This window comes from bacterium (genome assembly GCA_019637795.1).
Lineage (GTDB): Bacteria > Desulfobacterota > Binatia > HRBIN30 > CADEER01 > JAHBUY01.
In genome coordinates this window covers 470,179-493,463 of the sequence record JAHBUY010000002.1, presented here as the reverse complement: position 1 = coordinate 493,463, position 23,285 = coordinate 470,179, and the positions used below count along the sequence as shown (strand labels likewise).

22 protein-coding genes are annotated in these 23,285 nt (G+C 73.2%); 7 read left to right on the top strand and 15 right to left on the bottom strand.

The annotated features are described in order from the left end of the window. Positions 1 to 20 precede the first annotated feature (20 nt). The 3 genes from KF840_07430 to KF840_07420 are packed head-to-tail and all read left to right on the top strand — an operon-like array spanning position 21 to position 2,756. A complete protein-coding gene (locus KF840_07430) occupies positions 21 to 449 on the top strand; it encodes a hypothetical protein (protein ID MBX3024725.1) in 429 nt (142 codons plus the stop codon). Positions 450 to 498: 49 nt separating this feature from the next. Further along, positions 499 to 1,749, top strand: coding sequence for an HD domain-containing protein (locus KF840_07425; GenBank protein MBX3024724.1), 1,251 nt, complete (start codon positions 499 to 501; stop codon positions 1,747 to 1,749). Next, on the top strand, positions 1,749 to 2,756 hold the full coding sequence (locus tag KF840_07420; protein MBX3024723.1) for an amidohydrolase family protein: 1,008 nt from the start codon (positions 1,749 to 1,751) through the stop codon (positions 2,754 to 2,756). Before KF840_07425 ends, KF840_07420 begins: the two co-directional genes overlap by 1 nt. Positions 2,757 to 2,767: 11 nt before the next feature. Here the strand turns inward: KF840_07420 and KF840_07415 are convergent, their stop codons facing one another. The 3 genes from KF840_07415 to KF840_07405 all read right to left on the bottom strand — a co-directional run bounded on the left by KF840_07415 (position 2,768) and on the right by KF840_07405 (position 6,196). Beyond that, positions 2,768 to 3,409 carry a cytidine deaminase gene (locus tag KF840_07415; GenBank protein ID MBX3024722.1) on the bottom strand — a complete coding sequence of 214 codons (642 nt, stop codon included), beginning with the start codon at positions 3,407 to 3,409 and terminating at the stop codon, positions 2,768 to 2,770. Positions 3,410 to 3,915: 506 nt separating this feature from the next. Next, a complete protein-coding gene (locus tag KF840_07410) occupies positions 3,916 to 5,004 on the bottom strand; it encodes a hypothetical protein (GenBank protein ID MBX3024721.1) in 1,089 nt (362 codons plus the stop codon). Further along, positions 4,994 to 6,196, bottom strand: coding sequence for a beta-ketoacyl-[acyl-carrier-protein] synthase family protein (locus KF840_07405; protein ID MBX3024720.1), 1,203 nt, complete (start codon positions 6,194 to 6,196; stop codon positions 4,994 to 4,996). The genes KF840_07410 and KF840_07405 overlap by 11 nt, the downstream gene beginning before the upstream one ends. A 123-nt stretch (positions 6,197 to 6,319) precedes the next feature. Between KF840_07405 and KF840_07400 the strand changes: the two genes are divergently transcribed. Together KF840_07400 and KF840_07395 are read left to right on the top strand one after the other, a co-directional pair. Next, positions 6,320 to 6,739 carry a GNAT family acetyltransferase gene (locus tag KF840_07400; GenBank protein ID MBX3024719.1) on the top strand — a complete coding sequence of 140 codons (420 nt, stop codon included), beginning with the start codon at positions 6,320 to 6,322 and terminating at the stop codon, positions 6,737 to 6,739. A 195-nt stretch (positions 6,740 to 6,934) separates the two neighbouring features. Beyond that, positions 6,935 to 7,576 (top strand): HAD family phosphatase, encoded by a 642-nt coding sequence (locus KF840_07395; protein ID MBX3024718.1) that lies wholly within the window; start codon positions 6,935 to 6,937, stop codon positions 7,574 to 7,576. Here KF840_07395 and KF840_07390 read toward each other — a convergent pair. The 3 genes from KF840_07390 to KF840_07380 all read right to left on the bottom strand — a co-directional run bounded on the left by KF840_07390 (position 7,568) and on the right by KF840_07380 (position 10,087). Further along, positions 7,568 to 8,461 carry a hypothetical protein gene (locus KF840_07390; protein ID MBX3024717.1) on the bottom strand — a complete coding sequence of 298 codons (894 nt, stop codon included), beginning with the start codon at positions 8,459 to 8,461 and terminating at the stop codon, positions 7,568 to 7,570. The genes KF840_07395 and KF840_07390 overlap by 9 nt on opposite strands. 215 nt (positions 8,462 to 8,676) lie before the next feature. After that, positions 8,677 to 9,051, bottom strand: a complete 375-nt coding sequence (locus KF840_07385) for a VOC family protein (protein ID MBX3024716.1) — start codon at positions 9,049 to 9,051, stop codon at positions 8,677 to 8,679. A 70-nt stretch (positions 9,052 to 9,121) separates the two neighbouring features. Then, on the bottom strand, positions 9,122 to 10,087 hold the full coding sequence (locus tag KF840_07380) for a DUF1566 domain-containing protein (protein MBX3024715.1): 966 nt from the start codon (positions 10,085 to 10,087) through the stop codon (positions 9,122 to 9,124). Positions 10,088 to 10,344: 257 nt separating this feature from the next. Between KF840_07380 and KF840_07375 the strand changes: the two genes are divergently transcribed. Then, positions 10,345 to 10,980, top strand: coding sequence for an AAA family ATPase (locus KF840_07375; GenBank protein MBX3024714.1), 636 nt, complete (start codon positions 10,345 to 10,347; stop codon positions 10,978 to 10,980). Here KF840_07375 and KF840_07370 read toward each other — a convergent pair. The 7 genes from KF840_07370 to KF840_07340 all read right to left on the bottom strand — a co-directional run bounded on the left by KF840_07370 (position 10,890) and on the right by KF840_07340 (position 19,624). Beyond that, complete coding sequence (locus KF840_07370) at positions 10,890 to 12,266, bottom strand: phenylacetate--CoA ligase family protein (protein MBX3024713.1); 1,377 nt, start codon at positions 12,264 to 12,266, stop codon at positions 10,890 to 10,892. The two genes, KF840_07375 and KF840_07370, sit on opposite strands and share 91 nt — an antisense overlap. Positions 12,267 to 12,300: 34 nt before the next feature. Next, entirely contained in the window at positions 12,301 to 14,742 is a 2,442-nt protein-coding gene (locus KF840_07365) for an MMPL family transporter (GenBank protein ID MBX3024712.1), read from the bottom strand. Then, complete coding sequence (locus KF840_07360) at positions 14,739 to 15,431, bottom strand: hypothetical protein (GenBank protein MBX3024711.1); 693 nt, start codon at positions 15,429 to 15,431, stop codon at positions 14,739 to 14,741. The genes KF840_07365 and KF840_07360 overlap by 4 nt, the downstream gene beginning before the upstream one ends. 25 nt (positions 15,432 to 15,456) lie before the next feature. Continuing rightward, positions 15,457 to 16,077, bottom strand: a complete 621-nt coding sequence (locus KF840_07355) for an outer membrane lipoprotein carrier protein LolA (protein MBX3024710.1) — start codon at positions 16,075 to 16,077, stop codon at positions 15,457 to 15,459. A 10-nt stretch (positions 16,078 to 16,087) separates the two neighbouring features. Further along, a complete protein-coding gene (locus tag KF840_07350; GenBank protein MBX3024709.1) occupies positions 16,088 to 16,345 on the bottom strand; it encodes an acyl carrier protein in 258 nt (85 codons plus the stop codon). Between the two features lie 111 nt (positions 16,346 to 16,456). Further along, positions 16,457 to 19,099: a hypothetical protein gene (locus tag KF840_07345; GenBank protein MBX3024708.1), complete on the bottom strand. Its 2,643-nt coding sequence runs from the start codon at positions 19,097 to 19,099 to the stop codon at positions 16,457 to 16,459. A gap of 9 nt (positions 19,100 to 19,108) precedes the next feature. After that, a complete protein-coding gene (locus KF840_07340) occupies positions 19,109 to 19,624 on the bottom strand; it encodes a DUF4823 domain-containing protein (GenBank protein ID MBX3024707.1) in 516 nt (171 codons plus the stop codon). Between the two features lie 92 nt (positions 19,625 to 19,716). Between KF840_07340 and KF840_07335 the strand changes: the two genes are divergently transcribed. After that, positions 19,717 to 20,427: a 16S rRNA (uracil(1498)-N(3))-methyltransferase gene (locus KF840_07335; protein MBX3024706.1), complete on the top strand. Its 711-nt coding sequence runs from the start codon at positions 19,717 to 19,719 to the stop codon at positions 20,425 to 20,427. 109 nt (positions 20,428 to 20,536) lie between these two features. Here the strand turns inward: KF840_07335 and katG are convergent, their stop codons facing one another. After that, on the bottom strand, positions 20,537 to 22,732 hold the full coding sequence (gene katG, locus KF840_07330; GenBank protein MBX3024705.1) for a catalase/peroxidase HPI: 2,196 nt from the start codon (positions 22,730 to 22,732) through the stop codon (positions 20,537 to 20,539). Continuing rightward, complete coding sequence (locus tag KF840_07325; GenBank protein MBX3024704.1) at positions 22,729 to 23,241, bottom strand: transcriptional repressor; 513 nt, start codon at positions 23,239 to 23,241, stop codon at positions 22,729 to 22,731. Before KF840_07325 ends, katG begins: the two co-directional genes overlap by 4 nt. Between the last annotated feature and the right edge of the window lie 44 nt (positions 23,242 to 23,285).

Sequence of the window (23,285 nt, the reverse complement as noted above, 5' to 3'; positions counted from 1 at the left end):
CCTGTGCGGATAAGGCGGCGATGGCGAACGGGTTCATCCGGTTCTGCGGCGTGCTGATCGTCCTTCGCTCGCTCACCAACTTCGCCAAGCTCTTCCAGGGCGACGAGGCGACGCTGGTGGTCGTCGGACAGATCCTGCACGGCCGCGCCGCCTTCCTGCCGGCGGCGGCGATCGGGCTCTTCATGCTCGTCACCGGCCTGGCGCTGGTGGCCCTGCACCGTTGGGCGCTGCCGCTCATCACCGCCTACGCCGCGTATGTGGCGGTCAACCTCGTCGCCTGGACGGTGACCAATCCCGGCGAGCTGGAGCGCGTCGGCCAGCGGCTCAGCGGCTCCACCACCGATCCCGCGGCGCTGCGGCGCATCGGCGCCGCCGGCTTCCTCGGCTACTGCGCCGTCGCCCTCGGCACCACCGTCGGTCCCGCCTGGCTGTTGCGCCGGCGCCGCTGATCCCCGGCGCGTTCCGCGGACCCCGCCGCCCGCGCTAGGATGGTCGGCGATGCTGATCCGCGATCCCGTCCACGGCGACCTCTCGCTCACCCCGCTCGAAGCGGCGGTGCTCGATCTGCCGGCCGTGCAGCGGCTGCGCGGCATCAAACAGCTCGGCACCGCGTCGTACGTCTACCCCGGCGCCCTGCACACCCGCTTCGACCACTCGCTCGGCGCCAGCGCCCTCGCCCACCGCATCATCGCCGCCCTGCGGCGCGACGGCGTCGCGATTGCCGACGACCTCGCCGAGCTGGTGGCGATCGGCACCCTGCTGCACGACGTCACCCACGTTCCCTTCGGCCACACGCTCGAGGACGAGCGGCGGCTGTTTCCCCGCCACGACAAGGGCACGCGGCTCGGCCGCCTGCTCGACGGCGAGCTCGGCGCCGGCCTCGACCGGCTCGGCATCCGCGCCCCGATCGCCGGCCTGCTGGGCGCCGCGCCGAGCGCCCTGCCGCCGTGGGCGGCGGAGGTGATCGCGAGCACCATCGATGCCGATCTCCTCGACTACCTGCGTCGCGACGCCTACTTCACCGGCCTGGCGCACGACTACGACGATCGCGTCTTCCGCTACTTCACCGTCGCCGACGGCCACCTGGCGCTGAGCATGGCCAAGCACGGCATGGACCGCCCCGACGCCCGCTCGGAGGTGATCCAGCTTCTGCGCATGCGCTACTTCCTCACCGAGCGCGTCTACTACCACCACACCAAGGTCGCCGCCGGCGCGATGATCTCCAAGGCGGTCGAGCTGGCGGTCGCGACGGGGGCGCTCGCCGAGCCCGACCTGCTGGCGCTCAACGACTGGACCCTGCTCGATCGCCTGGCGGCGTGCGGCGCCGCCGCGGCGGCGCTGACCGCGCGCCTGGCGCGCCGCGATCTGCTGAAGCGCGGCTACGTGGTGTCGGCCCGTTCGGTCGACGGCGCGCAGCGGGCCGCGCTGGTGCGCCGCTTCCACGAATCGCGCGCCGAACGCCATGCCGCCGAGCGCCTGCTCGCCGAGCAGCTCGGCTGCGCCGAGGGCGAGGTGATCGTGTACTGCCCGGCGCTGACGGTGATGAAGGAGGCGAGCGCGCGCGTCGTCACCAGCCGCGGCCTCGGCGCCCTCAACGACGCCGACGAGGCCGGCAGCGCCGAGATCCGCGCCCTGCAGGAGCGCTACGCCCAGCTCTGGCGGCTCTACGTCTTCGTGCCGGCGGCGCTCGCCGAGCGCGCCGCGCCGCTCGCCGCCGCCGTCTTCGGCCACGCCAGCGAGCACTCCTGATGCCGCCGCTGGTCTTCGCCACCCTGCGCGACCTCGCCCGCCTGCCGTGGTTCGACCTCCACGACGGGCGCCTGGTCGTTTCCGACCGCGCCGTCGGACCGGTGATCGACATGCACGCGCACATCGCCCTCGCCTACCTGCTGCCGATGCGCGTCGACCTGCAGCGCCCGACGCCGCGCACCGAGCACTACCTGCCCGACTGCTGCGCCATCGACTTCGAGGTCTACCAGAACCGCAACTTCACGCCCGCGGCGCTGCAGGCGCTGAAGCGCGATCTCACCCTCGGCAGCCTGCGCCGCGGCGGCATGCGCGCCACCCACACGGTGCCGAACCTGGTGCGCGAGATGGACGAGCTCGGCATCGTCCACTCGGTGCTCTTGCCGATCGACCTGCCGTACCTGTCGCGCAACGCCGCGCACGCGCTGGACGCGGCGCGGCGCCAGCCGCGCCTGATCTCCTTCGGCTCGGTGCATCCGATCGTCGACCGCGTCGGCGTCCGCCTCGACGAGCAGGCGCACGACGGCGCCCGCGGCGTGAAGATGCACCCGGCGGTCCAGCTCATGGCGCCCAACCATCCGCGCGCCATGGCGCTCTACCGGCTGTGCGGCGAGCGCGACCTGCCGCTGCTGTGGCACTGCGGGCCGGTCGGCATCGAGCTGGCGAGCGGCCGGCGGCGCTCGCAGGTCGCGCTGTACGAGGAACCGATCGCCACCCACCCGCGCACCCGCTTCGTCCTCGGCCACGCCGGCGCGCTGCAGATGGAGCAGGCGCTCGACCTCGCCTGCCGCTACCCGAACGTCTGGCTGGAGCTGTCGGGGCAGTCGCTCGCCAACGTGCGGACGATCCTCGCCCGCGCCGATCCCGATCGCGTCGTCTACGGCAGCGACTGGCCCTTCTACCACCAGGCCATCGGCATCGCGAAGGTGCTGATGGCGACGGAGGGGAACGAGCGCCTGCGCCGCAAGGTCCTGCACGACAACGCCGCCGCCCTGCTGCGGCGCGGCTAGCGCGCGGCGCGCTAGCCGAGATCGCGCGGTCCGAACGCCTCGGGCAGCAGCTCGCCGATCGTCCGCACCGTGACCCGGCTCAGGTCGGCGTTGGCGGCGATGACGCGGACATCGGTGTTCGCCACCTGTGCCGCTTCGACGATCAATTGCCGGCACCGACCGCAGGGCGTCACCGGCCGCCCCGGCCCGCCGGCGCCGTCCAACCGCCCGCCGACTATGGCGATCGCCTCGACGGCGAAATCATCCGCCGCGACGGTCTGCAGCAGCGCCGAGGTCTCGGCGCATAGTGTCAGCCCGTAGGAGGCATTCTCCATGTTCGCTCCGGCGTACACGGCGCCGGAACGGGTGCGCACGGCGGCCCCGACGCCGAACCCGGAATAGGGCGCATAGGCGCGGCGCGAGACCGCCCGCGCCCGCTCGAGGAGATGGCGATCGGCCGCCGGAAGCTCAGCGAGCCCGACAAAGAGTTCCGATCGCGCCGGAGCGGAGGACGACACAGCGGCGACGCTATCAAAACACAGGATTTTCGCCACCACGATCAGGATCGTGGACAGAAACACCACCCCCGAGGCGATCGTCCATGCGCGGATTCGCGCATGTCGCCGGCAGCGCTGGTCGCAGATCAGCGCCAGGTTGCGAAACTCACTCCACATCGCCAGGTGCTTGGAGACGCCGACACGCTTCCCGTCCGTCAACGTGCATCCCGCCCCGCGCCAGCGCAGGAAGGTTCCGCCCTGGACGTGGAAGACCAGGAGGGCCCAGCCCGTGCCCAGCAGTGGCACCACGACGGCGAGGAGCAGCACGCTCTGCCAGGCGCGCGGGAGCCCGGACGCGAAGGACGAACCGGCCAGGAACACCTGCGCGGTGAGGACCATCATGTTGATGGTGAGGACGCTGTTCGTCTTCGCGTCGATGATGTCGAGGATCTGGTAGAGCGTCGTCAGGATCGCCGCGCGCTGCGCGCCAGTGAGGTCCTCACAACATTCTCCCTCGATGCCATGCAGGTCGAGAATCGCCTGCAGTTGACGGGGAGCGTCGTCGATCAGCGCCATCGCGCGCTCCTACCAGCAGGCGCCCACCGTCCGCCAACGCGGCGCGACAGCCAGAGGTCGCATCGAGCCGCGGCACGGGTGCCGTGCCACGCCGGGCAATGCGCTAGCTAGCGCGGCGGCCGGGCCAGCCGCGCTCCCAGTGGCTCGAGCAGGACGGCGCCGACGCTGCCAGCGGGGCAGACGGCACTCACCAGCACGCGCCGCGCGGCGAGGTACGGCGCCAGCGCCGCCGCCAGCGCGCTGCTGGCGCCGAAGGCGTCGCCGAGTTGCGCCTTGGGCGCGATGACGGGCGCCGCGCCGGCGCCGGCGGCGGTGAGCGCGGCAGCCTCAACGGCGTCGAGCGGCGTGCCCTGCGCGCTCGCCAGTACGAGGTCGGGCGGCGCGGTCATCGCCTGGCGCAGCACGCCGGCAATCCCGTCGGCGACCCGGGTCCGCCCGGTCAGCGTCGGCTCGAAGCCGGCGGCGTGGGCGAGCACGCGGGCGATCGCCGGCGCGCCGCGCGCCGCGGCGTGGTCCGCTGATTCGAGCACCGCGATCGCCGCGCCCTCCCCCGGCCACACGCCGGGCACCGCGTCGGTGAAGGGCCGCGACCGCGCCGGCGTCTTCAGCAGCCGCATGGCGCGCAGCGCCTCGACCAGGGCCGTGTCGAGGGCGTCGGCGCCGCCGGCGATGACGACGTCGGCGCGGCCGAGCCGGATGAGGTCGGCGGCATGGCCGAGGGCGCCGGCGCCGGCCGCCATGCCCATGTGCAGCGTCGCGTTCGGCCCGTGGATGCCGAGGGCGATCGACACCTCGCCGGCGGCGGCGCTCGACACGGTGTAGGCGAAGGCGCGCGGGCTCGCCGCCGGCGCCCCCTGCGCCACCACCTTCTCGTAGAACTCGGCGTCGCTCAGCAGGCAGCCGAGGCCGGTGCCGAAGACCAGCCCGACCCGCTCGGGCACCGCCAGTGGCAGCGGCAGCGCGGCATCGTCGACGGCGAGATAGGCCGCCGCAAGCGTCAGCCGGCAGACGCGGTCGAGCCGCCCGATGCGGGATCGCGCCGCCGCCGGCACGACCGTCAACGGGATCTCGGCCACCCGCGCCCCATCGCCATCGACCGCCTGCTCGCCGGCGGCCAGGCGGCCCGCCAGCTCCGCTGCCGAGCAGGCGAGCGGCGAGACGACGCCGCAGCCGGTGATGACCACGTCAGCGCTCATCGCGCCTCAGGACCACGGCGGCGTTGTTGCCGGCGAAGGCGGACGAGGTCGACAGGGCGACCGACGCGCGCACGCGCCGCGGCGCGCCGCGCACGATGTCGAGCGCGCAGGCCGGATCCAGCTCCTCGCAGCCGGCGGTCGGCGGCACGACGCCGTGGCGCAGCACGCGGGCGCAGAGCACCGCCTCGAAGGCGCCGGCGGCGGCGAGGGTGTGGCCGATGGCGCCCTTGATGCCGCTCACCGGTGGACGATGATCGCCGAAGACGGCGGCGAGGGCGGCCATCTCCATGGCGTCGTTGAACACCGTGGCGGTGCCGTGGGCGCTGACGACGTCCACCGCGTCGGCGTCGAGACCGGCGTCGGCGAGGGCGGCGCGCATGGCGCGCGCGGCCCCGGCGCCGTCGCGCGCCGGCGCGGTCATGTGCACCGCGTCGGCGGAGAGGCCGCTGCCGGCGACCTCGATCGCCGCCGTCGCGCCGCGCCGGGCCGCGTGCCGTGCCGACTCGACCACCACCAGCGCCGCGCCCTCGCCGAGCGCCAGCCCGTCGCGCCGGGCGTCGAACGGCCGCACCGCCGTCGCCGTGGTGGCGCGCAGGCAGGCGAAGCCGGCGACGACGAATTCGCACAACGCCTCGGCGCCGCCGGCGAGGACGACGTCGGCGCGGTCGAGGGCGACGAGGTCGCGCGCCAGCCCCACCGCCAGCGTCCCGGAGGCGCAGGCGATCGACGGGCTGAGCACCGGCCCGCGGACGCCGAGGGTGCGCGCCAGGCGCGCCGCGGTGGCGGCATACGGCATGCCGAGGAGGCGCCGGGCGTCGAACGCCGTGCCGCCCTGCCGGGCGCGCAGGTAGCCCTCGCCGATCGGCATCGCGCCGAGCGTCGTGCCGACCACCACCGCGATGCGATTCGGGTCGCAGCCCCCGAGCTCGAGCCCGGCGTCCGCCAGCGCCGCCCGCGCGGCGGCCAGCGCGTGCTGGTCGATGCGCTCCAGGTGCGCGCGCTCCGGGTGCGAGAGATACGCCGCGACCGCATCGGGCGGCACCTCGGCGGCGAGCACCCCGGCGAGACCGTCGACGGCGATGCCGCGCAGCGGCGCGACGGCGCTGCGCCCTTCGCACAGCGCCGTCCACAACGCCTCGACGCCGCCGCCGAACGGCGACACCGCGCCGCAGCCGGTGAGAAACGCCCGCATCGTTACGCCAGCCTTATCGAGCGCCGTGCCAACTGTCAGCCTCGGCCGCTGCGGGCGGAGCCGGATCCGCGACGAGTGGAGAATCCGGTCGCATGCGGCGGATGGGCGCGGTAGCCGTTGGCGATGGGCGAGGTGGTCATCCGCGCCATCGAGGAGGCCGACGTCCCCGGCGTGCGGGCGCTGTGGGAGGCGGTGTTCCCCGACGCGCGGGCCTGGAATCAGCCGGCCGCCTACCTCGCCCGCAAGCGCGCGCGGCGGGACGATCTCATCCTGGCGGCGGTGCGCGGGCGGCGCGTCGTCGGCGCCGTGGCGCTCGGCTATGACGGCATCCGCGGCTGGGTGTACCACCTGGCGGTCGCGCCCGCGGCGCGCCGGCGCGGCATCGCGACCGCGCTGATGGGCGCGGCCGAGGCGGCGCTGCGCGCCCGCGGCTGCCCGAAGATCAACCTGCAGATCGTCGCCGGCAATGACGCCGTGGTCGCCTTCTACGCCCGGCTCGGCTACGCGGTGGAGCCGCGCATCAGCATGGGGAAGGCGATCTAGGCTTGCTTCGAAAAAAGACTTTCACCACGGAGGCACGGAGACACGGAGAGTGCTGATCTCGAAACCGCTCAGCGTTCATCCCAAAGTTCATTGGAAATGGAGTGAGAAGAGGCCCCGCGCCTTCGCTATGGCACCGAGCCCTCCGTGTCTCCGTGCCTCCCTGGTGAGGAGTCTTTTGTCTCATCGAGACTAGGCGTGGTCAAAGCGATCTTCTTCGACAACGACGGGGTGCTGGTGGATACCGAGCACCTCTACTACGCCGCGACCCGCGAGGTGCTTTCGGACATCGGGGTGGAGGTCGGCGAGGCGCAGTTCATCGATCTCAGCCTGCGCCAGGGGCGCAGCGTCTTCGATCTGGTGCGCGACCGCTGCGACGCCGCCGCGATCGAGATCCTGCGGCAGCGGCGCAACGCGCGCTACGCGGCGCTGCTGTCGGCCGGCGTGGCGCCGCTCGACGGCATCGCCGAGGTGCTGGAGGCGCTGCGGCCGCGCGCCCGGCTGGCGGTGGTGACGAGCTCGAACCCGGAGCACTTCGACGTCATCCACGCCGGCAGCGGCCTGTTGCGATTCTTCGAGTTCGCGATCACCAACCGCGACTACGCGCGCAGCAAGCCGCACCCGGATCCGTACCTCACCGCGCTGGCGCGCGCGGGCTGCCGTCCCGACGAGGCGGTGGCGATCGAGGACTCCGAGCGCGGGCTGGCGGCGGCGCGCGCCGCCGGCGTGCGCTGCATCGTCGTGCCGCGCGGGATGACCCGCGGCGGGCGCTTCGAGGGCGCGCACCGCGTGCTCGCGTCGACGCGCGAGATCGTCGCCGCGGTCGAGGCGCTATTCTGAGGGCGCCGCCGCGGCCGGCGCGAGGACCCGGAGCGCCGCCGGCACGACCGCGACCGCCAGCGCGTCGGTGAGGCCGCCTTCCTCGCCGTCGATCTGCAGGCGCGTCGGCGCGGCGAAGCGGACCTCGAGCCGCGCGACGCGGCGCAGCGGCGGCGGCGGCACGGCGGCGCCCAGGTGGCGGCGCCAGGCGGTGACGAAGCCGCGCACGTAGGCGCCGGCGTCGGCGAAGGCGTGCAGGTCGAGCCGGCCGTCGGCGCTGTGGTCGGCGGTGTCGAAGCGGAACTCGCCGGCATAGAGCGCGATGTTGAGGATGAGCAGGTCGTGCACCGCCTGCACGATCGGCGCGCCGTCGTCGCAGGCGATGGTGGCCCGCACCGGGCGATGGCGCAGCAGTCCGGCCGCGCAGGCGAGCAGGTAGAGCGGGTAGCCACCGAGCGCGCGCCCGATCGGCCAGCGCGCACGCCAGCGGTTGCGGGCGGCGAGGATCGCGGCGTCCATCCCGGCGGCGCAGGAGCCGACGAACCAGGTGCCGTTGGCGCGCCCGAGATCGAGCGGGCGCGGCGCCGCGCCGCGCAGCGCCGCGGTGGCGATGGCGACGTTGCCGAGCCCGAGCCCGCGGGCGACGTTGTTGGCGGTGCCCAGGGGCAGCACGCCGAGCGGCGGTCGCGCCGCGGCCGGGACGTCCATCAACGCGCCGGCCACCGCGCGCACGGTGCCGTCGCCCCCGGCCGCCACCGCCGCGCGCGGCCGCAGGGCCGTGATCCAGTCGCGGATGCGCTCGCCGTCGGCGCCGTCGCCGACGGTCTCGCGCACCATCGCGCCGGCCGGCAGGGCCGCGCGGCGGGCGACCGGGTTGACGATGATCAGCAGCGGGCGGGGGTCCACGATCGTTCGATGGGGCGTGCCGTGCCGAGGAAGGCGTCACGGCGGCAGAGCCGGACGATGCTCGGAGCCACCGCGTTTCCGACCGCCGCCGTCGCCGCCGAGCCGCACGGGATCGCCGGAGGAATGGGCGCCGGTCGTGTGAATCGTTCGCTCGCCGGCGGGGGCGCCGCCCCCGGGGGACCGTGGGTCCCGTCTCCCGGGGCGGCGCCGCGCGCTCAGCCGAGCTTCATGTCGAAGAAGCAGAGCTTGTTGCCGTCGGGATCGCGCACGTAGGCGCCGTAGAAGACCGGCATGCGCTCGCCCGGAGGCCCCTCGTCCGTGGCGCCGAGCTCCATGGCCTTGGCATAGAGCGCGTCGACGCCCGCGCGCGAGCCGCCGGGGATGGCGACCATGTTGCCGTTGCCGACCTGGTGCGGATTGCCGTCGTACGGGATGCAGACGGCGAGCATCGGCTTGTCCATGCCGGTGCCGTAGAACTTGATCCGGTCCAGGCCCATGAGCTGCCGGGCGCCGACGAGGGCCAGCAGGCCGTCGTAGAAGGCGCAGGCGCGATCCAGGTCCGTGCTGCCGATGGTGACGTAGCCGATCATCAGAGTCGTTCTCCTCGCTGTGGGTCCGCCCCCGGCGCGCCGGAGGCGAGCCAGGGCGCCGCCGCGCCGGTCATGAGCCGCCGCCGCGCACGGCGCGGATGGCAGCGTAGCCGTTCTTGTTCAACACGGGAATGACGCCACCGGAGCCGAAGCCCACGATCCAGGCGTTGGTCGTGGCGTTGCCGACGGTGGTGGACGTCCAGTAGTCGCCCGTCACCGTGCACGAGCAGGTGAGGACGGTGCATCCAGCCATGCACCCGGCGTTGAGCGGCGCGTGCACCCACGGGCTGCCGCCGGCGCCGTAGTCCACCAGGCTCTGCAGCTCGTTGACGTTCGGCAGGCGCCAGTCGGCGTGGCCGGCGAAGACCGCGCTGTTCAGGGCGTCGATCTTGGCGAAGGCATCGACCCACGTCTCGTACGTGTCCTTGTCGTGGACGCTGCCGTCGTCGCTCAACTTCTCCCAGGTCAGACCGGTGCGCTGATCGGTCACCGTGCCGTCGCCGTTGTCCGAGAAACTCGCCGTCAGCCCCGCCTGCACCTCGCCGTCCTGGCCGGTGCCGGCGCAGGGGATGACGCCGCCGGAGCCGTTGTAGCAGGTGGTCTGTCGGGTCTTGGTCCGCTGGCCCCTCGGCTCCGCCTGACAGGCGGCGAGATCGTTGCCGCAGGTCGCCAGGTCGGCGGGACAGGTCGGCAGGCCGCCGCCGCCGAGCGCCGTCGCGACGTCGTCGGCATGCTGGCCGATGAACCCCTGCATGATGGCGAGGTCGCCGTTGGTCGGACACAGGCCGCCAGCCTTCGTCTCCGCCGCCGTCCACTTGGGGCCGAGCTTGGCATCGCACTTGGTGTAGTCGGCCGGCAGCGCCTTCTTCACCGCCTGCGACTCCGCCTTGAGCCGGCAGGCGCCGTACAGGGCGGCGCGCTTGAGCTTGTCCGCCTCGCACTTGTCGGCCGCGCTCAACCCCGGCGCGCGGCCGGCCGCCAGCAGGGCCACCGCTGCCGCGACGGCGATGCGCACACTACGATCGAATCGGATCATCCGGTTCCCCCCAGAAGACTGGCATTGGCCGCGCGCGACCCGCGCGGCACCGACTCCCGATGAGCCGGATGCCGCCACGACCATCACGGAGCGGGAGGATTTTGCAACCAAGCGCGATCGCCGCGTCGCTCTGCACGGGGGTGCGATCCCGTCAGCGTCCCGCGGTCGGTCGACGCGCCGTCGCAGAGAAGGGGTGTGGAAACGCACCGCCGACCGCGCAGGTGGCAGGTGGGTCATTTACGACGTATATGCCCCACATGCGAGACCGACTGCTCCGCGCGCGCATCGCCGCGGGCCGCAAGAGCGTGCTGCTGCTCGGGCCGCGGCAGGTCGGCAAGTCGACTCTCTGCCGCTCCCTGGACCCGGACTTCTACGTCGATCTCGCCGATGAGGCGGAGTACCTGTCGTATGCCAAGGATCCGGCGCGCCTGCGCCGTGAGCTCGCCGCCGGGCCGCCACGACGGCTGGTCGTCGTCGACGAGGTTCAGCGGCTGCCGTCGCTCCTCAATACCATTCAGTCGCTGATCGACCGCTCGCCGGCTCCGCGCTTCATCCTGACGGGATCGAGCGCCCGCAAGCGTCGAGATCAAGCACGGCCGGCAGGTGGGGCCCGCGGATACGCGCGGCCTGCTGTCGCTGCGCGCGGTGGCCGGCGACCGCAAGCCGGTGCGACTGTGGATCCTCTATCGCGGCGATCGACGCCAGCGCTTCGACAACGGCGTCGAGGTCTGGCCCGTGCTCGACGGCCTGCGCGCCCTGACCGGATCCTGACCCGAGGACGGGCGTCCGCGGGCGCGGTGCGCTATCCCCGATCCTCCTTCGCCAGGCGCGAGCGGCGGCGGGCGTTGCGGAACTGGCGGCGGCCGAGGTGGAGCAGGGTGCGCAGGTCGTAGCGCGGCCATTCGAGCAGGGCTTCCATGATGGTGATGGTCTTGCGTCCGTCGCCGCGCCAGTCGCTGATCACCGACGGCTTGTAGATCTTCGGCCCGCGGTACAGGGCGCTGCGGTCGAGCACCTCGTTGTGGCCGAGGTACTCGATGACCAGCGGCACGCCGAGGCGCTCGCGCAGGGCCCGTTCGGCGGCGGCGTCGCGCGCCGTCGAGGGGTCGCGCACCTCGACCAGCAGGTGCATGGTGCGCGGCCGCGCCAGGACGAAGAAGACGCGCGTGCCGAGCCGATCGGCGAAGTCGTAGGCGGCGTCGAGCAGCTCGTAGGGCGTGGTGGCGCGGTCGCCATAGGTGAATTCGTCGCCGGCGCGCCCGAACACCTCGCCCACCGGGCCGCCGTGGCCGCAGTCGCAGCCGGCCGGATCGAGGCGCACCAGATCGCCGGTGACGTAGCGCACCAACGGCATCACCTCGTGCACCAGGCTGGTGATGGTGAGCACGCCGCGCGCGCCGGCGGCGACCGGCGCGTGCGTCCGCGGATCCAGCACCTCGAGCTCGAGCAGCTCGTTGCAGAGGTGCAGGCGCCCGCGCGGGCAGCCGACGCCCATCAGCATGGTCTCGTTCGAGCCGTAGATCTCGACCACCCGCGCCTGCCAGTCGTGCTCGATGATGCGGCGCAGCGCCGGCGGCAGCACGGCCCCGCCGCAGAACACGACCTGCACGGTGCGGAAGACCTCGGCCGGGTCGAGGCCGGCGTCGGTCACCAGGTCGTGCAGCAGCACCGGCTCGAGCGGCAGGCTGGAGATGGCGGTGACGCCGAGGCGGCGGATGAAGTCGACGGCGCGACCGAACGGCACGTCCCAGCTCATGGTGCCGGCGGCGATGTGGCAGGCGTTGGCCTGGCGCAGCGCCTCCTCGAACACGAACGAGACCGGGGCGAAGAGCGGGAAGCGGTTCAGCAGGATGGTCTCGCGTGCCAGCTCCGGCACCATGCGCTGGACGATCGCCGCCATGGCGCGCAGCTCCGTGAGCCCGCACCAGGTGGAGATCGGCTCGCCGGTGGTGCCGCTGGTCTCGTGGTAGTGCCAGGCGCGGTGCGGCGGCACCGCCAGCATGCCGAACGGAGTGGCGTCGCGCAGGTCGGTCTTGCGCGTCAGCGGCAGGCTGGCGAGGTCGGCGCGGCCGCGCAGGGTGTGGCCGGCGAGATGCGTGGCGTAGAACGGGCTGCGGCGCGCGCGCTCGACGGCGGCGCGCAGCACCTCATCGCGGGGGACGTTCACGACGGCGGACACGGAAGGTCAGACAGGCCACCCGTCGCGCGAGCTGTCAACCCGTCCGCCGCATCAGCGCCGGCAGCGCGACGATCGCGGCGGCGAGGGCGAGCGCGAGCCCGACGACCATCAGCGATCCGAGCGCCGCCAGCGGTGGATAGGTGGAGAGCGCCAGGACGCCGAAGCCGGCGATGGTGGTGCCGGAGGTGACGCAGATGGCGCGGCCGCAGCTTCGCACGGCCGGGCCGGCGCCGCCGAGCTCGCGGCTGGCGTTCAGCACGTAGACGCCGTTGTCGACGCCGATCCCGAGCAGCAGCGGCGTGACCACGAGATTGACCGGATCCACCGCCATGCCGCCGGCCGCCATCAGCGCGAAGACGGCGACCACCACCAGCAACACCGGCGCGAGCACGGCGGCGGCATCACGCAGGTCGCCGAGCGCCAGCGCGAGCAGGGCGAAGTTGGCGACCACGGCGAGGGCAATGAAGGCGAGCAGCTCGCGCTCGAGCACGCCGCGCAGGCGCTCCTCGAGCAGCGAGCGCGCCGCCACCGCGAGCGGCAGATCGGGCAGGTCGGCGCGGAGGCGGGTCGCGATGGCGCTCCAGTCGTGTCCCGCCGCCGGCTCGGCGTAGCTCGCGACCATGGCGGCGCCGCCGGCGTGCTCGCGGACGTGGCGCTCGATCACCGGCGCGAACGGAGCGAGCGCCGGGGTCGCGAGGGTGACGATCTCGTCGCGCGGGGCGGCGAAGGCGGCCTTGAAGCCGGCGAAGCGCGCGGGGTCGAATCCGGCGGCGCGCAGCGCCGGGTCGAGGGCGGCCAGCGCGGCGTCGCGCGGCAGCGCATCGTACGCGGCCAGGCGGCGGCGCTGCACCGCGGCCGAGGGCAGCAGCGCGTCGATGGTCTGCGGGTTCGCCAGCACGCCCTCGTCGCGATAGGCGCGCAGGCGCGCCGCCACCGCCTCGCCGGCGACCAACGCCGCCTCGGTGTCGGCGCCGGCCACCAGCACCGCGCCGGCGCGATCGGAGCGGGTGAAGCGGGCGGCGATCTCCTCCTGCACGCGCAGCGCCGGCGAATCGGTCGGGCGCAGGCGCCGCAGCGACGGGTCGAGCGGCACCCGCAGCGCGCCGAGGACGCCGCCGATCGCCACCAGGACCAGGATGCCGCGCACCAGCGCGGCGCGGCGCTGGGCGGCGGCGGCCCAGGCGCCGAGGCGGGGCGTGTCGCGCGCCGGCGGCAGGGCGGCGCCGTGCCGCAGGAGCAGGAAGCCGAGCGCCGGGTAGAGCACGAAGAACTCGCCGAGGGTGATCAGCATGCCGATGGTGGTCAGGATGCCGAGCTGCTGGACCACCGCCAGGCAGGAGAGCGCGATCACCAGGAACGCCGCCGCGGTGGTGCCGGAGCCGGCGACGTTCGCCCAGCCGAGGCTGGCGAGCGTCTCGGCGATGGCGGCGCGCGCCTCGCCGGGGTGGCGCTGCCGCGCCTCCAGCAGGCGGCCGTAGAAGTGGATCGCGGAATCGATCGACAGGCCGTAGAGGATGGCGGCGAAGCTGAGCGACAGAGCGTTGAGCTGGTCGTAGAGCAGCAGCGACACGGCGAAGGCGAGCAGGGTGCTCAGCAGCAGCGGGTAGGCGACGAACGGCAGGACGCGCAGATTGCCGTAGCCGAACCAGAACACCGCCAGCACGCCGAGCAGGGACAGCAGCGTGTAGCGCTGGATGTCGGCCTTCAGCGTCGCCGCGTCCTCCTGGGCGAAGACGTAGCTACCGGTGAGGGCGACGCGGACCGGCGCGTCGGGCACGGCGGCGCGCGCGGTCGCGATGGCGCGGTCGACCCCCGAGAGCAGCCGGGCGGTGAAGGCGCCGTCGAACGCCGACCCCGTGGGGCGCGCAATGAGCAGCAGGGCCTCGCCGTCGCGCGCCGTCAGATACCCGCCGGCGAGGTCGGGCAGCGCGTCACCCGCCGCCGCCGCGAGGTGGCGCCCGGCGATGCGGCGCAGCCCGAGCGGGTCCTCGCTGACGGCGCGCGCCAGGCTGAGGTCGAACGGCGCCGCCAGCAGCGCCTTGTCGGCGGCGAGCTGCGCCGCGATGCCGTCGGGCGTCAGGCGCTGGCGCAGCTCGTCGTGGTCGGCGAGCGGAATGTAGTTGGCGAGATAGCGCCCGAGCAGCGCCTCCGCCGCGGTCGCGGTGTCGATCCGCCCCTGGACGCTCGCGATGCCGTCGACCCGTGCCAGGGCCGCGGTCAGCGCCGCGGCGACCTGCTCGCGCGCCGGCCGCGGCCCGTCGACCAGGATGAGCAGCTCGTCGAGCTCGCCGAAGTCGGCGACGAAGGTCTTGAAGTCGTCGAACGCCGGCTCGCCGCGCGGCAGCATCCCGAGCACGTCGACGTCGAGGCGCAGGCGCGTCAGCGACAGCGCCGCCGCCGCGCCGAGCAGCAACGAGGCGACGAGGACGGCGCGGTAGTGACGCTCGATGAGCGCCGCCCAGCGGGGCGCGCTCATGCCGGCGGCCGCGCGGCGGCGCGGTCCTCCTGGGGGGGCGGGACGAACTGGTCGTCGCGCAGCGGCGGGTTCACCTCGTAGCGCTCGACGGCGATGTCGACGGTCACGTTCGCGCGCGGGTAGTCGATGCGGATCCGGAACGGCAGCGGTTGGCCGTCGACCAGGCGGTAATCGGAGTACGCCCAGGTGACGAGCGGCTCGCCGTCGACGGTCTCGCCTTCGGCGCCGAGCGTGGCGGTGGCCGGATCGATCGCCACCCAGCGGGTCGGCGGCGCCCCGCACCAGTAGATCGTCTGCCCGTCGCGCGGCTCGGCGGCGCGACAGGCGCCGGCGCCGGCGCCGAAGAGGACCGAGTCGCCGGGACCGAAGCGCATGGCGCGCAGCGAGGTGGGGTCGTCGCCCGACGCCAGCGGCGCGGTGACGTACGTCCGGCCGCCGGTGCGCAGGCCGTCGAACACGGTCATGCCGAAGGGGGCGACCAGGCGCATGCGCGCATCGTCGGGCGGCCGCACCAGCAGGACGCCGGTGGCGCGGCGCTCGTCGGCGCCGACGTGGACGACGACGTCGAAGGCGGCGCGCAGCGTCCGCAGCGCGGCGGTGCGCTGGCGCAGGGCGGTCAGCGGGTCGCCGGGCGGCGCCGGCGGCGGCTTCGCCGGGCGGAGGCAGCCGGCCAGGAGGGCGAGCAGCACGGCGGCGGCGCGTGCTCGGCGCCGGTCACGGCTGGGCGAAGAGGGCATCCGGCAGATCGACGTTGTACGCGACGTCGCGCAGCTCGACCTCGAGGCGGTCGCCGAGCTCGTCGTCGAGGCGCATCGATCGCACCGTCGGCGCGGCGCCGGCGAAGCGCAGGGTGATGGCGCGAAACAGGCGCTGGAAGTCGGGGGCGGTCGGGGTGAGCGTCACCTCGATGTCGTCGCCGTCGGCGCGCGCGACGATGGCGAAGTGCGCCGGCGCGCGGTCGAGGTTGCCGGCGAACACCGCGCCGAGCTCGGTGAACATCGCCGCCATCGGACTGTCGGCGAGGGCGCGCTGCTCGCTGGGCGGCAGGCCGGGAATGGTCACCGCGCGGCCGGCGATGAGGATGGTGCTCGGGCGTGGGGTCTCGATGTCGAGCCGCACGTGGTCGGGGCGGCGGAAGCGGAAGCGGCCGGTGGAGATCAGCGGCTGGTCGAGCAGCGACACGTGCTTGGTCTGCACGAAGCGGGCATCGACGCTGCGCGTCGCCGCCTGCGCGGCGTTCAGCGCCGCGAGACACGTCGCGGTGGAATCGCACGGCGCCGCGCCCGCCGCGCCCGCCAGCAGCAACAGCAGCAGCCCGCCGCCGCCCCACCGCATGCGCCGCGGCTCAGCCGGCGCTGGCGATGAAGTCGGCCAGGGCATCGATCGAGGCGAAGGCGCGCTGGCCGACGTCCTCGTCCGGAATGGTGACGTGGAAGTTGTCCTCCACCAGGACCACGAGCTCGAGCGCGTCGATGGAATCGAGCCCCAGGCCCTCGACGAAGATCGGCGCCGCGTCGTCGATCTCCTCCGGCCGCTTGTCCTCCAGCTTGAGGCCTTCGACGATCATCACCTTCAACCGCTGCTTGAGCTGCTCGCGATCCATGCCCCTCCCTTAATCGACCGGCGCGAACAGCCGCAAGAAGGCCATTGCGCGCGGCGCGTGCAGGACGCGGCGGGCTCCAGCGTTGCCCGGCGCGCGCGGCGCGGACTCGGATCAGAACGACTGCGCCGAGCCGAAGAGGACCTGGACGTCGCCCTGGTTCCGATCGAGGCGGGTGGCGAGGTCGAGGTAGGCGGCGGCGGAGAAGAAGCCGAAGAAGTCGTAGGTGATGCCGATGCCGGCGCCGGCGCCCATCGCCCAGGTGGGCAGGTCGTAGATGCGCCCGGCGGAATTGCTCGTCTGCCCGGTGTCGAAGAGCAGGCGGGTGCTGATGCGGCGCAGGACGACGATGTCGTGCAGGTTGAAGTCGAGATCCGGGGTCAGCACCTGGCGCAGCTCGCTGCGCAGCACGAAGACGTTGCGCGCCAGTTGCGCCTCGGCGCTGATGCCGCGGATGGTGCGCTCGCCGCCGAGGCTGTAGAGGCCCTGGTTCGGCACCAGGCTGTTGAAGGGCTCGCTGAAGCCGTTGACGATCTCGGCGGCGGCGACGGTGCGGGGCGTGCCGAGCGGCAGCGTGGCGGAGGCGAGATAGCCCCAGTCGAGGTAGCCGTAGTCGCTGCCCAGATTCGTGTCGAACCAGTCGGCAAACAGCCGCAGCCGGCGCTGGCTGGTCGGCGCGTCGCCCCAGAAGACGTTGGTGTAGTCGTAGCGGGCGCCGATGCCGCCGAGCTGGCCGCCGGTGCGGACGTCGGGATGGCGATCGTCGGTGAACGAGCGGTCGAGCGACGTGAAGGTGTAGAAGCCGTAGAGGTTGTGGCGAAAGCGCGCGTTGTCCACCGGCTCGCCCCAGTGCAGGCGGGGGCCGACCGCGAAGCCGATGCCGCGGTTGGTGTAGAAGGCGGTGAGGCCGACGTCCTTGGAGTAGTCGTAGCGCAGGCGGGCCAGCGCCAGGGCGCCGATGGCGAACTCGGTGGAGGTCACCGCGACGTCGGCGGAGTCGACGACCACCTGCAGCCGCGGCAGCCAGGCATTGTTGGCGCGGTCGTCGTCGATCAGTTGGCGATCGGGATCGACGATCGCCTGGTAGACGTGGCCCTCGGTGGTCGCCGATACCAGGGCGACGTCGCCGGGACTCTTCCACTGCACGTCCACGTGCTCGCCGCCGATGGAGCGCAGGCGGATCGTCACCGGCTCGGGGAACGGGCGCGAGCTGACGCGGCGGACGGCGACCGTGTTGCGGTAGCGGTCGCCCTCGCGGACGTTGAACGCCGTCTGTTCCACCCGATAGTCGATCGCCGGGTACGGGCCCAGCCAGGTCTCGAGGCGTGCCGCCACCGGCTGGTCCGGCGCGCCGGCCGCCAGGCAATCGCGCAGCGGCTGCGGCGCGGAGAGGCAGCGGTCGAGCAGCGGATCGAACGCCGCCGGTCCCACCTGCGTCCGCAGCTTGCCGAGCACGACGCGCCCGGGCGGGCCCGCGTCGGTGACGCTCCACACCTCGGCGTGCATCGGGTCCGCCTGCTTCGCGTTCTCGAAGAAGGCGCCGGTGAAGGCGATGTTCGGCGTCGCTTCGAAGCGGTCGACGATCGCGAAGACGTTGAACAGCTCGATCCAGTCGTAGACCGAGCGGCGCTCCGGCAGGACCACGTCCATGTACCGGTAGGCGAGCAGGCGCGACACGCCCTCGCTCACCCACGGGTAGTCGCGCGCCGACTCGCGGCGGGCGAGTTGCGGGCGCAGCAGCTCCTGGTACACGGCCTGCGCCAGGTGCAGCTCGTGGAACGGCCGCACGGCGCTCTGCAGCTCGAGCAGCTTGTCGCTGACGATGACGTCGCCCTCGCCGTTGGCGTCGAGATCGACGCGCAGCGGCGCCGCCACCACCACCAGCTCGCCGGCCGGCGCCGGGACGACCGGCGGGCGCAGCGCGACGATGGTGCGCAACGTCTCGAGCACGACGTCGGGGAGCGACGGTCCGAAGGCGATGCGCAGGCCGCGCGCCGGCGGGCGGTAGTAGTAGCGGATGGTGGCGCCGTCCGCCTGCGCGGCGGCGCTGGCGAAGCGCGGCGCCGCCACCAGGGTCAGGTCGTGCACGGCGGGGACGGTGGCGTGGACGAGCGGCGCGCCGGCGGGCAGGTAACGGCCATTGAGGATGACGTCGAGGCCGGCGGCGGGCGTGAGCGTGACGTCGAAGTCGGCGAGCGGCGGCGCCGAGGCGATCGTCCAGGTGCCGTCGTCGGCGAGCGGGACGAGCGACGGATACCAGCCGCCGATTGCCGTGAGCTGGTCCTCGACGGCGCCGAAGGTGCCGAAGCGCGGTGGCAGGGTGGTGCGGAAGGCGAGCGTCAGCGTCCGCGTCTCGCCCGGCGCCAGCGGCGCGATCGCCACGCTGACGAAGGTGCCCTCGGGCAGCCCGGCCACCGGCAGCGGCGTGACCTGGGTCGGCACGCCGCCGTCGCGCACCTCGAGCAGCTCGAGCCCGCCGGGATGGAACTCCAGGTCGGGATAGACCAGGGAGCGGGTGAAGTCGTTGAGGTCGGTGTCGGGCGCGGCGAAGCGGTTGGCGAAGAGCAGGAAGACCGCGTCGTGGAGGGGGCGCGCGGCGTGGTTGGTGAACGCCACTTCCACGGTGCCGTCGAGCTGCGGCGCCGCCGGTTCGATGGTCGCGCGCACGGCATACTGGGGGCGCAACGACACCGCGCCGGCCGGCGGCGCCGCGGCGAGCGCGCAGGCGAACGCGAGGATGCAGCGCGCGGCGCCCACCGGATCGCGTCAGCGGCGCGCCGATCCGATGAGGGCGCGGACGGCGTCGTCGAAGCGCGCGTCGAGCAGGGAGGAGGGCGGAGCCTCGCTGACGGTGAAGACGGAGCTGGTGTTGGAATAGGTGGCGGTGTTGACCACCGTGCCGGTGGCGACGTCGATGAGCTCGAGGCGGACGCCGAGCTGGTCGGCGGTGAACGGCGGCGCCAGGCCCTCGACCCACAGGGTCACCGCCGGCGCGATGAGGTAGGCCGCGTGCGCCGCGGCGGCGTCGGCGAGCGCCGCGGCGCGATCGCTGCTGGCGATCAGTTGCACGTCGGCGTGGGTCTGCTGCAGCACCTGCACGACGCGGCCGGAGACGATGCGCCCGCCCTCGTCGCCCTGCGAGCCCGCCGGCGGCAGCATCACCCGGATCCGTTCCGCCGGCGAGTAGTCGACGCGCTCCGGTCCGTTCGGCTGGACGGTGTAACTGCCGCGCCCGCAGGCGGCGGCGGCGAGGGCGAGCAGGAACACGGCGGCGCGGCGCATGGCTTGCGGTGCTAGGCCGCGCCGCGCCGGCGTGTCAACCGTTCGACGTCGCGCCGTTCGACGCCGCGCGGCGCCGATGGGAAGATCGCGCCGTGAATCTCCTGCTGCTCGAGGACGACGATTTTCTCGCCGCCGACCAGGCGCGGCTCGACGGCCGGCGGGCCCGGCACGTGCGCGCGGTGCACCGCGCCGCCGTCGGCGACCGCCTGCGCGTCGGGCGGCTGGACGGCGGAATCGGCACGGCCATCGTCGCCGCGCTCGATGACGAGGCGCTGGTCCTCTCCGCCATCCGCCTCGACGCCGCGCCGCCGGCGCCAGCGGCGGTCCGCCTGCTGCTGGCCCTGCCGCGGCCCAAAGCGCTGCGCCGCGTGCTGCAGGGCGCGGCGGCCTTCGGCGTGAAGGACATCGTCCTGCTCAACACCTGGCGGGTCGAGAAGAGCTTCTGGGAGAGCCCGGCGCTGGCGCCGGCGGCGCTGCGCGAGCAGGTCGTGCTCGGGCTCGAGCAGGGCGGCGACACCGTCCTGCCGCGCATCGCCCTGCGGCGCCGCTTCAAGCCGTTCGTCGAGGACGAGCTGCCGGGGCTGCTCGCCGGATCGCTTGGCCTGGTCGCGCATCCGCCGGCCGCCAGCGCGTGCCCGCGCGGCGTCGCCACGCACGTCACGCTCGCCATCGGTCCGGAGGGCGGCTTCATCCCCTACGAGATCGAGGCCCTCACGCGCGCCGGGTGCGTCGCGGTCAGCCTCGGGCCGCGGCCGCTGCGCGTCGAACAGGCCGTGCCAGCGCTGCTCGGACGCCTGTTGTAGAAGCGGGCGGGCTGGCAGTACGCCACGGGTTCCACCACCGACGCCAACTATGGCTCGCACCCGGTCGGGCATGGCCGTGCCCCTGCCGGAGCAGGGGCACGGCGCGTCCTCACGTCCGCGCGGTGACGTCGAAGCGGTCCGCGTCCATCACCTTGCTCCACGCCGCGACGAAGTCGCGGACGAGCTTCTCCCTGCTGTCGTCCTGCGCGTAGAGCTCGGAATAGGCGCGCAGGATCGAGTTGGAGCCGAAGATGAGATCGACCCGGGTGGCGGTCCATTTCACCGCGCCCGTGGCGCGCTCGCGCACCTCGAACAGGCCGTTCGCGGCCGGCACCCAGGTGTAGCGCATGTCGGTCAGGTTGACGAAGAAGTCGTTGGTGAGGACCCCGACGCGATCGGTGAACACGCCGTGCCGCGTGCCGCCGTGGTTGGTGCCGAGGACGCGCATGCCACCGACGAGCACCGTCATCTCCGGGGCGGTGAGGCCCATGAGCTGCGTGCGATCGAGCAGCAACTCCTCGGCGCTGACGGCGTAGTCCTGTTTCAACCAATTGCGGTATCCGTCGTGAATCGGCTCGAGCACGGCGAAGGACGCCGCATCGGTCATCGCCTCGGTGGCGTCACCGCGTCCCGGCGTGAACGGCACGGTGATCTCGACGCCCGCCGCGCGCGCTGCCTGCTCGACCCCGACGTTGCCCGCCAGCACGATCACGTCCGCGATGCTCGCGCCGGTCGCCGCGGCGATGCCCTCGAGCACGGCGAGCACGCGGGCGAGGCGGGCGGGTTCGTTGCCCTCCCAGTCCTTCTGCGGCGCCAGGCGGATGCGCGCGCCGTTGGCGCCGCCGCGCATGTCGGAGCCGCGGAAGGTGCGGGCGCTGTCCCATGCGGTGGTCACCATGTCGCTGATCGACAGGCCGCTGGCGGCGATGCGCGCCTTCACGGCGCCGACGTCGTAGTTGGCGTTGCCGGCTGGCACCGGGTCCTGCCAGAGCAGATCCTCCTGCGGCACATCGGGACCGAGGTAGCGCGCCTTCGGCCCCATGTCGCGGTGCGTCAGCTTGAACCAGGCGCGGGCGAAGACCTCGGAGAAATACGCCGGGTCCTCGTGGAACCGCTGCGCGATCTTGCGGTAGGCGGGATCCTTGATCATCGCCATGTCGGCGTCCGTCATGATCGGGTTGCGACGGATCGACGGGTTCGCGGCGTCGACCGGCTTGTCCTCCTCGCGCATGGTCACGGGCTCCCACTGCCAGGCGCCCGCGGGGCTCTTCCTCAGCTCCCACTCGTGGGAGAACAGCATGTGGAAATAGCCGTTGTCCCAGCGCGTCGGATGGGTCGTCCAGGCGCCCTCCAGGCCGCTGGTGACCGCGTCGCCTCCGCAGCCCTTGCCGGCCGGATTGCGCCATCCGAGACCCTGCTCGGCGACGTCGGCCGCCTCCGGGCTCGGTCCGAGCCGGCTCGCGTCGCCGTTGCCGTGGCACTTGCCGACCGTGTGGCCGCCGGCGGTGAGCGCGACCGTCTCCTCGTCGTTCATGGCCATGCGCGCGAAGGTCAGCCGCACGTCCTGCGCCGTGCGAAGCGGGTCCGGCTGGCCGTTGACCCCCTCGGGGTTGACGTAGATGAGGCCCATCTGCACCGCGGCCAGCGGATTGTCGAGCGGATCGCGGCCCTTCCCCTCGTACCGATTGGCGGCGAGCCATTCCTTCTCGGCGCCCCAGTCGATGTCCTCTTCGGGATGCCAGATGTCCTCGCGGCCGAAGCCGAAGCCGAAGGTCTTCAGGCCCATGGACTCGTAGGCGATGGTGCCGGCGAGGACGATCAGGTCGGCCCAACTGATGCGATTGCCGTATTTCTTCTTGATCGGCCACAGCAGGCGGCGGGCCTTGTCGAGGTTGGCGTTGTCCGGCCAGGAGTTGAGGGGGGCGAAGCGCTGGTTGCCGGTGCCGGCGCCACCGCGGCCGTCGGCGACGCGATAGGTGCCGGCGGCGTGCCAGGCCATGCGGATCATCAGGCCGCCGTAGTGGCCCCAATCCGCTGGCCACCACGGCTGGCTGTCAGTCAGCAGCGCGCGCAGATCCCGCTTCAGCGCCGCCACGTCGAGCTTCTTCAGCTCCTCGCGGTAGTTGAAGTCGGGACCGAACGGATCGGACTTGCGGTCGTGTTGATGGAGGATGTCCAGGTTCAGTGTCTTGGGCCACCATGCGGTCACGGAGCTGCCGAGGGTGGTATTGCCGCCGTGCAGCACGGGGCAGGCGGCGGTCGCGGGATGGTGGTCGTCGGGGGTGGCGGATCTCTGCTCGCTCATGACGGGCTCCTCTTGCTCGGGGGTGGGGCGGCTGCGGCCGTTTCGGCAGGGGCGGCGGTCGGCTGCGCCAGGCATGTCGCGCACACGCCGCGCACCTCGACATGGGCGTCGGCGACGCTGCCGAATTCCTTCACGGCGTCGGGCACGTGCAGGGCGTTCAGATCGGCGCTCTCGAAGTCGCGCACGAGGCCGCAGCGCACGCAGATGTAGTGGTGGTGCTGGTCGAGGTTGGCGTCGAAGCGAACACCCTGGCGCTCCGGGCCGAGCGTCGCGACCAGTCCCAGGTCGTGCAGCATCCACAAGGTCCGGTACACCGTGTCGAGCGACACGGTGGGCATTCGCTGCTGCACCGCGCGGAAAATGGCGTCGGCGCCCGGGTGCTCTTCCGTGGCCGCCAGCTCGCGAAAGATCTCGAGCCGCTGATGCGTCAACTTGACGCCCGCCTGTTTGGCGACCGTCCGCAGGTTCTCGAGCCGCTGCGCGACCGTGCTTCGTGCCTTGTTCGCCATCGATTCCTAGTTGCGTATTACTCTTACTTAGGAATCTATCCGCA

Excerpts from the sequence above, each read along its gene's own strand:
- KF840_07430 (MBX3024725.1), top strand. The coding sequence starts at position 21 with ATGGCGAACGGGTTCATCCGGTTCTGCGGCGTGCTGATCGTCCTTCGC.
- KF840_07425 (MBX3024724.1), top strand. The coding sequence starts at position 499 with ATGCTGATCCGCGATCCCGTCCACGGCGACCTCTCGCTCACCCCGCTC.
- KF840_07420 (MBX3024723.1), top strand. The coding sequence starts at position 1,749 with ATGCCGCCGCTGGTCTTCGCCACCCTGCGCGACCTCGCCCGCCTGCCG.
- KF840_07415 (MBX3024722.1), bottom strand. The coding sequence starts at position 3,409 with ATGTGGAGTGAGTTTCGCAACCTGGCGCTGATCTGCGACCAGCGCTGC.
- KF840_07410 (MBX3024721.1), bottom strand. The coding sequence starts at position 5,004 with ATGAGCGCTGACGTGGTCATCACCGGCTGCGGCGTCGTCTCGCCGCTC.
- KF840_07405 (MBX3024720.1), bottom strand. The coding sequence starts at position 6,196 with ATGCGGGCGTTTCTCACCGGCTGCGGCGCGGTGTCGCCGTTCGGCGGC.
- KF840_07400 (MBX3024719.1), top strand. The coding sequence starts at position 6,320 with ATGGGCGAGGTGGTCATCCGCGCCATCGAGGAGGCCGACGTCCCCGGC.
- KF840_07385 (MBX3024716.1), bottom strand. The coding sequence starts at position 9,051 with ATGATCGGCTACGTCACCATCGGCAGCACGGACCTGGATCGCGCCTGC.
- KF840_07380 (MBX3024715.1), bottom strand. The coding sequence starts at position 10,087 with ATGATCCGATTCGATCGTAGTGTGCGCATCGCCGTCGCGGCAGCGGTG.
- KF840_07375 (MBX3024714.1), top strand. The coding sequence starts at position 10,345 with ATGCGAGACCGACTGCTCCGCGCGCGCATCGCCGCGGGCCGCAAGAGC.
- KF840_07365 (MBX3024712.1), bottom strand. The coding sequence starts at position 14,742 with ATGAGCGCGCCCCGCTGGGCGGCGCTCATCGAGCGTCACTACCGCGCC.
- KF840_07355 (MBX3024710.1), bottom strand. The coding sequence starts at position 16,077 with ATGCGGTGGGGCGGCGGCGGGCTGCTGCTGTTGCTGCTGGCGGGCGCG.
- KF840_07350 (MBX3024709.1), bottom strand. The coding sequence starts at position 16,345 with ATGGATCGCGAGCAGCTCAAGCAGCGGTTGAAGGTGATGATCGTCGAA.
- KF840_07340 (MBX3024707.1), bottom strand. The coding sequence starts at position 19,624 with ATGCGCCGCGCCGCCGTGTTCCTGCTCGCCCTCGCCGCCGCCGCCTGC.
- katG (MBX3024705.1), bottom strand. The coding sequence starts at position 22,732 with ATGAGCGAGCAGAGATCCGCCACCCCCGACGACCACCATCCCGCGACC.
- KF840_07325 (MBX3024704.1), bottom strand. The coding sequence starts at position 23,241 with ATGGCGAACAAGGCACGAAGCACGGTCGCGCAGCGGCTCGAGAACCTG.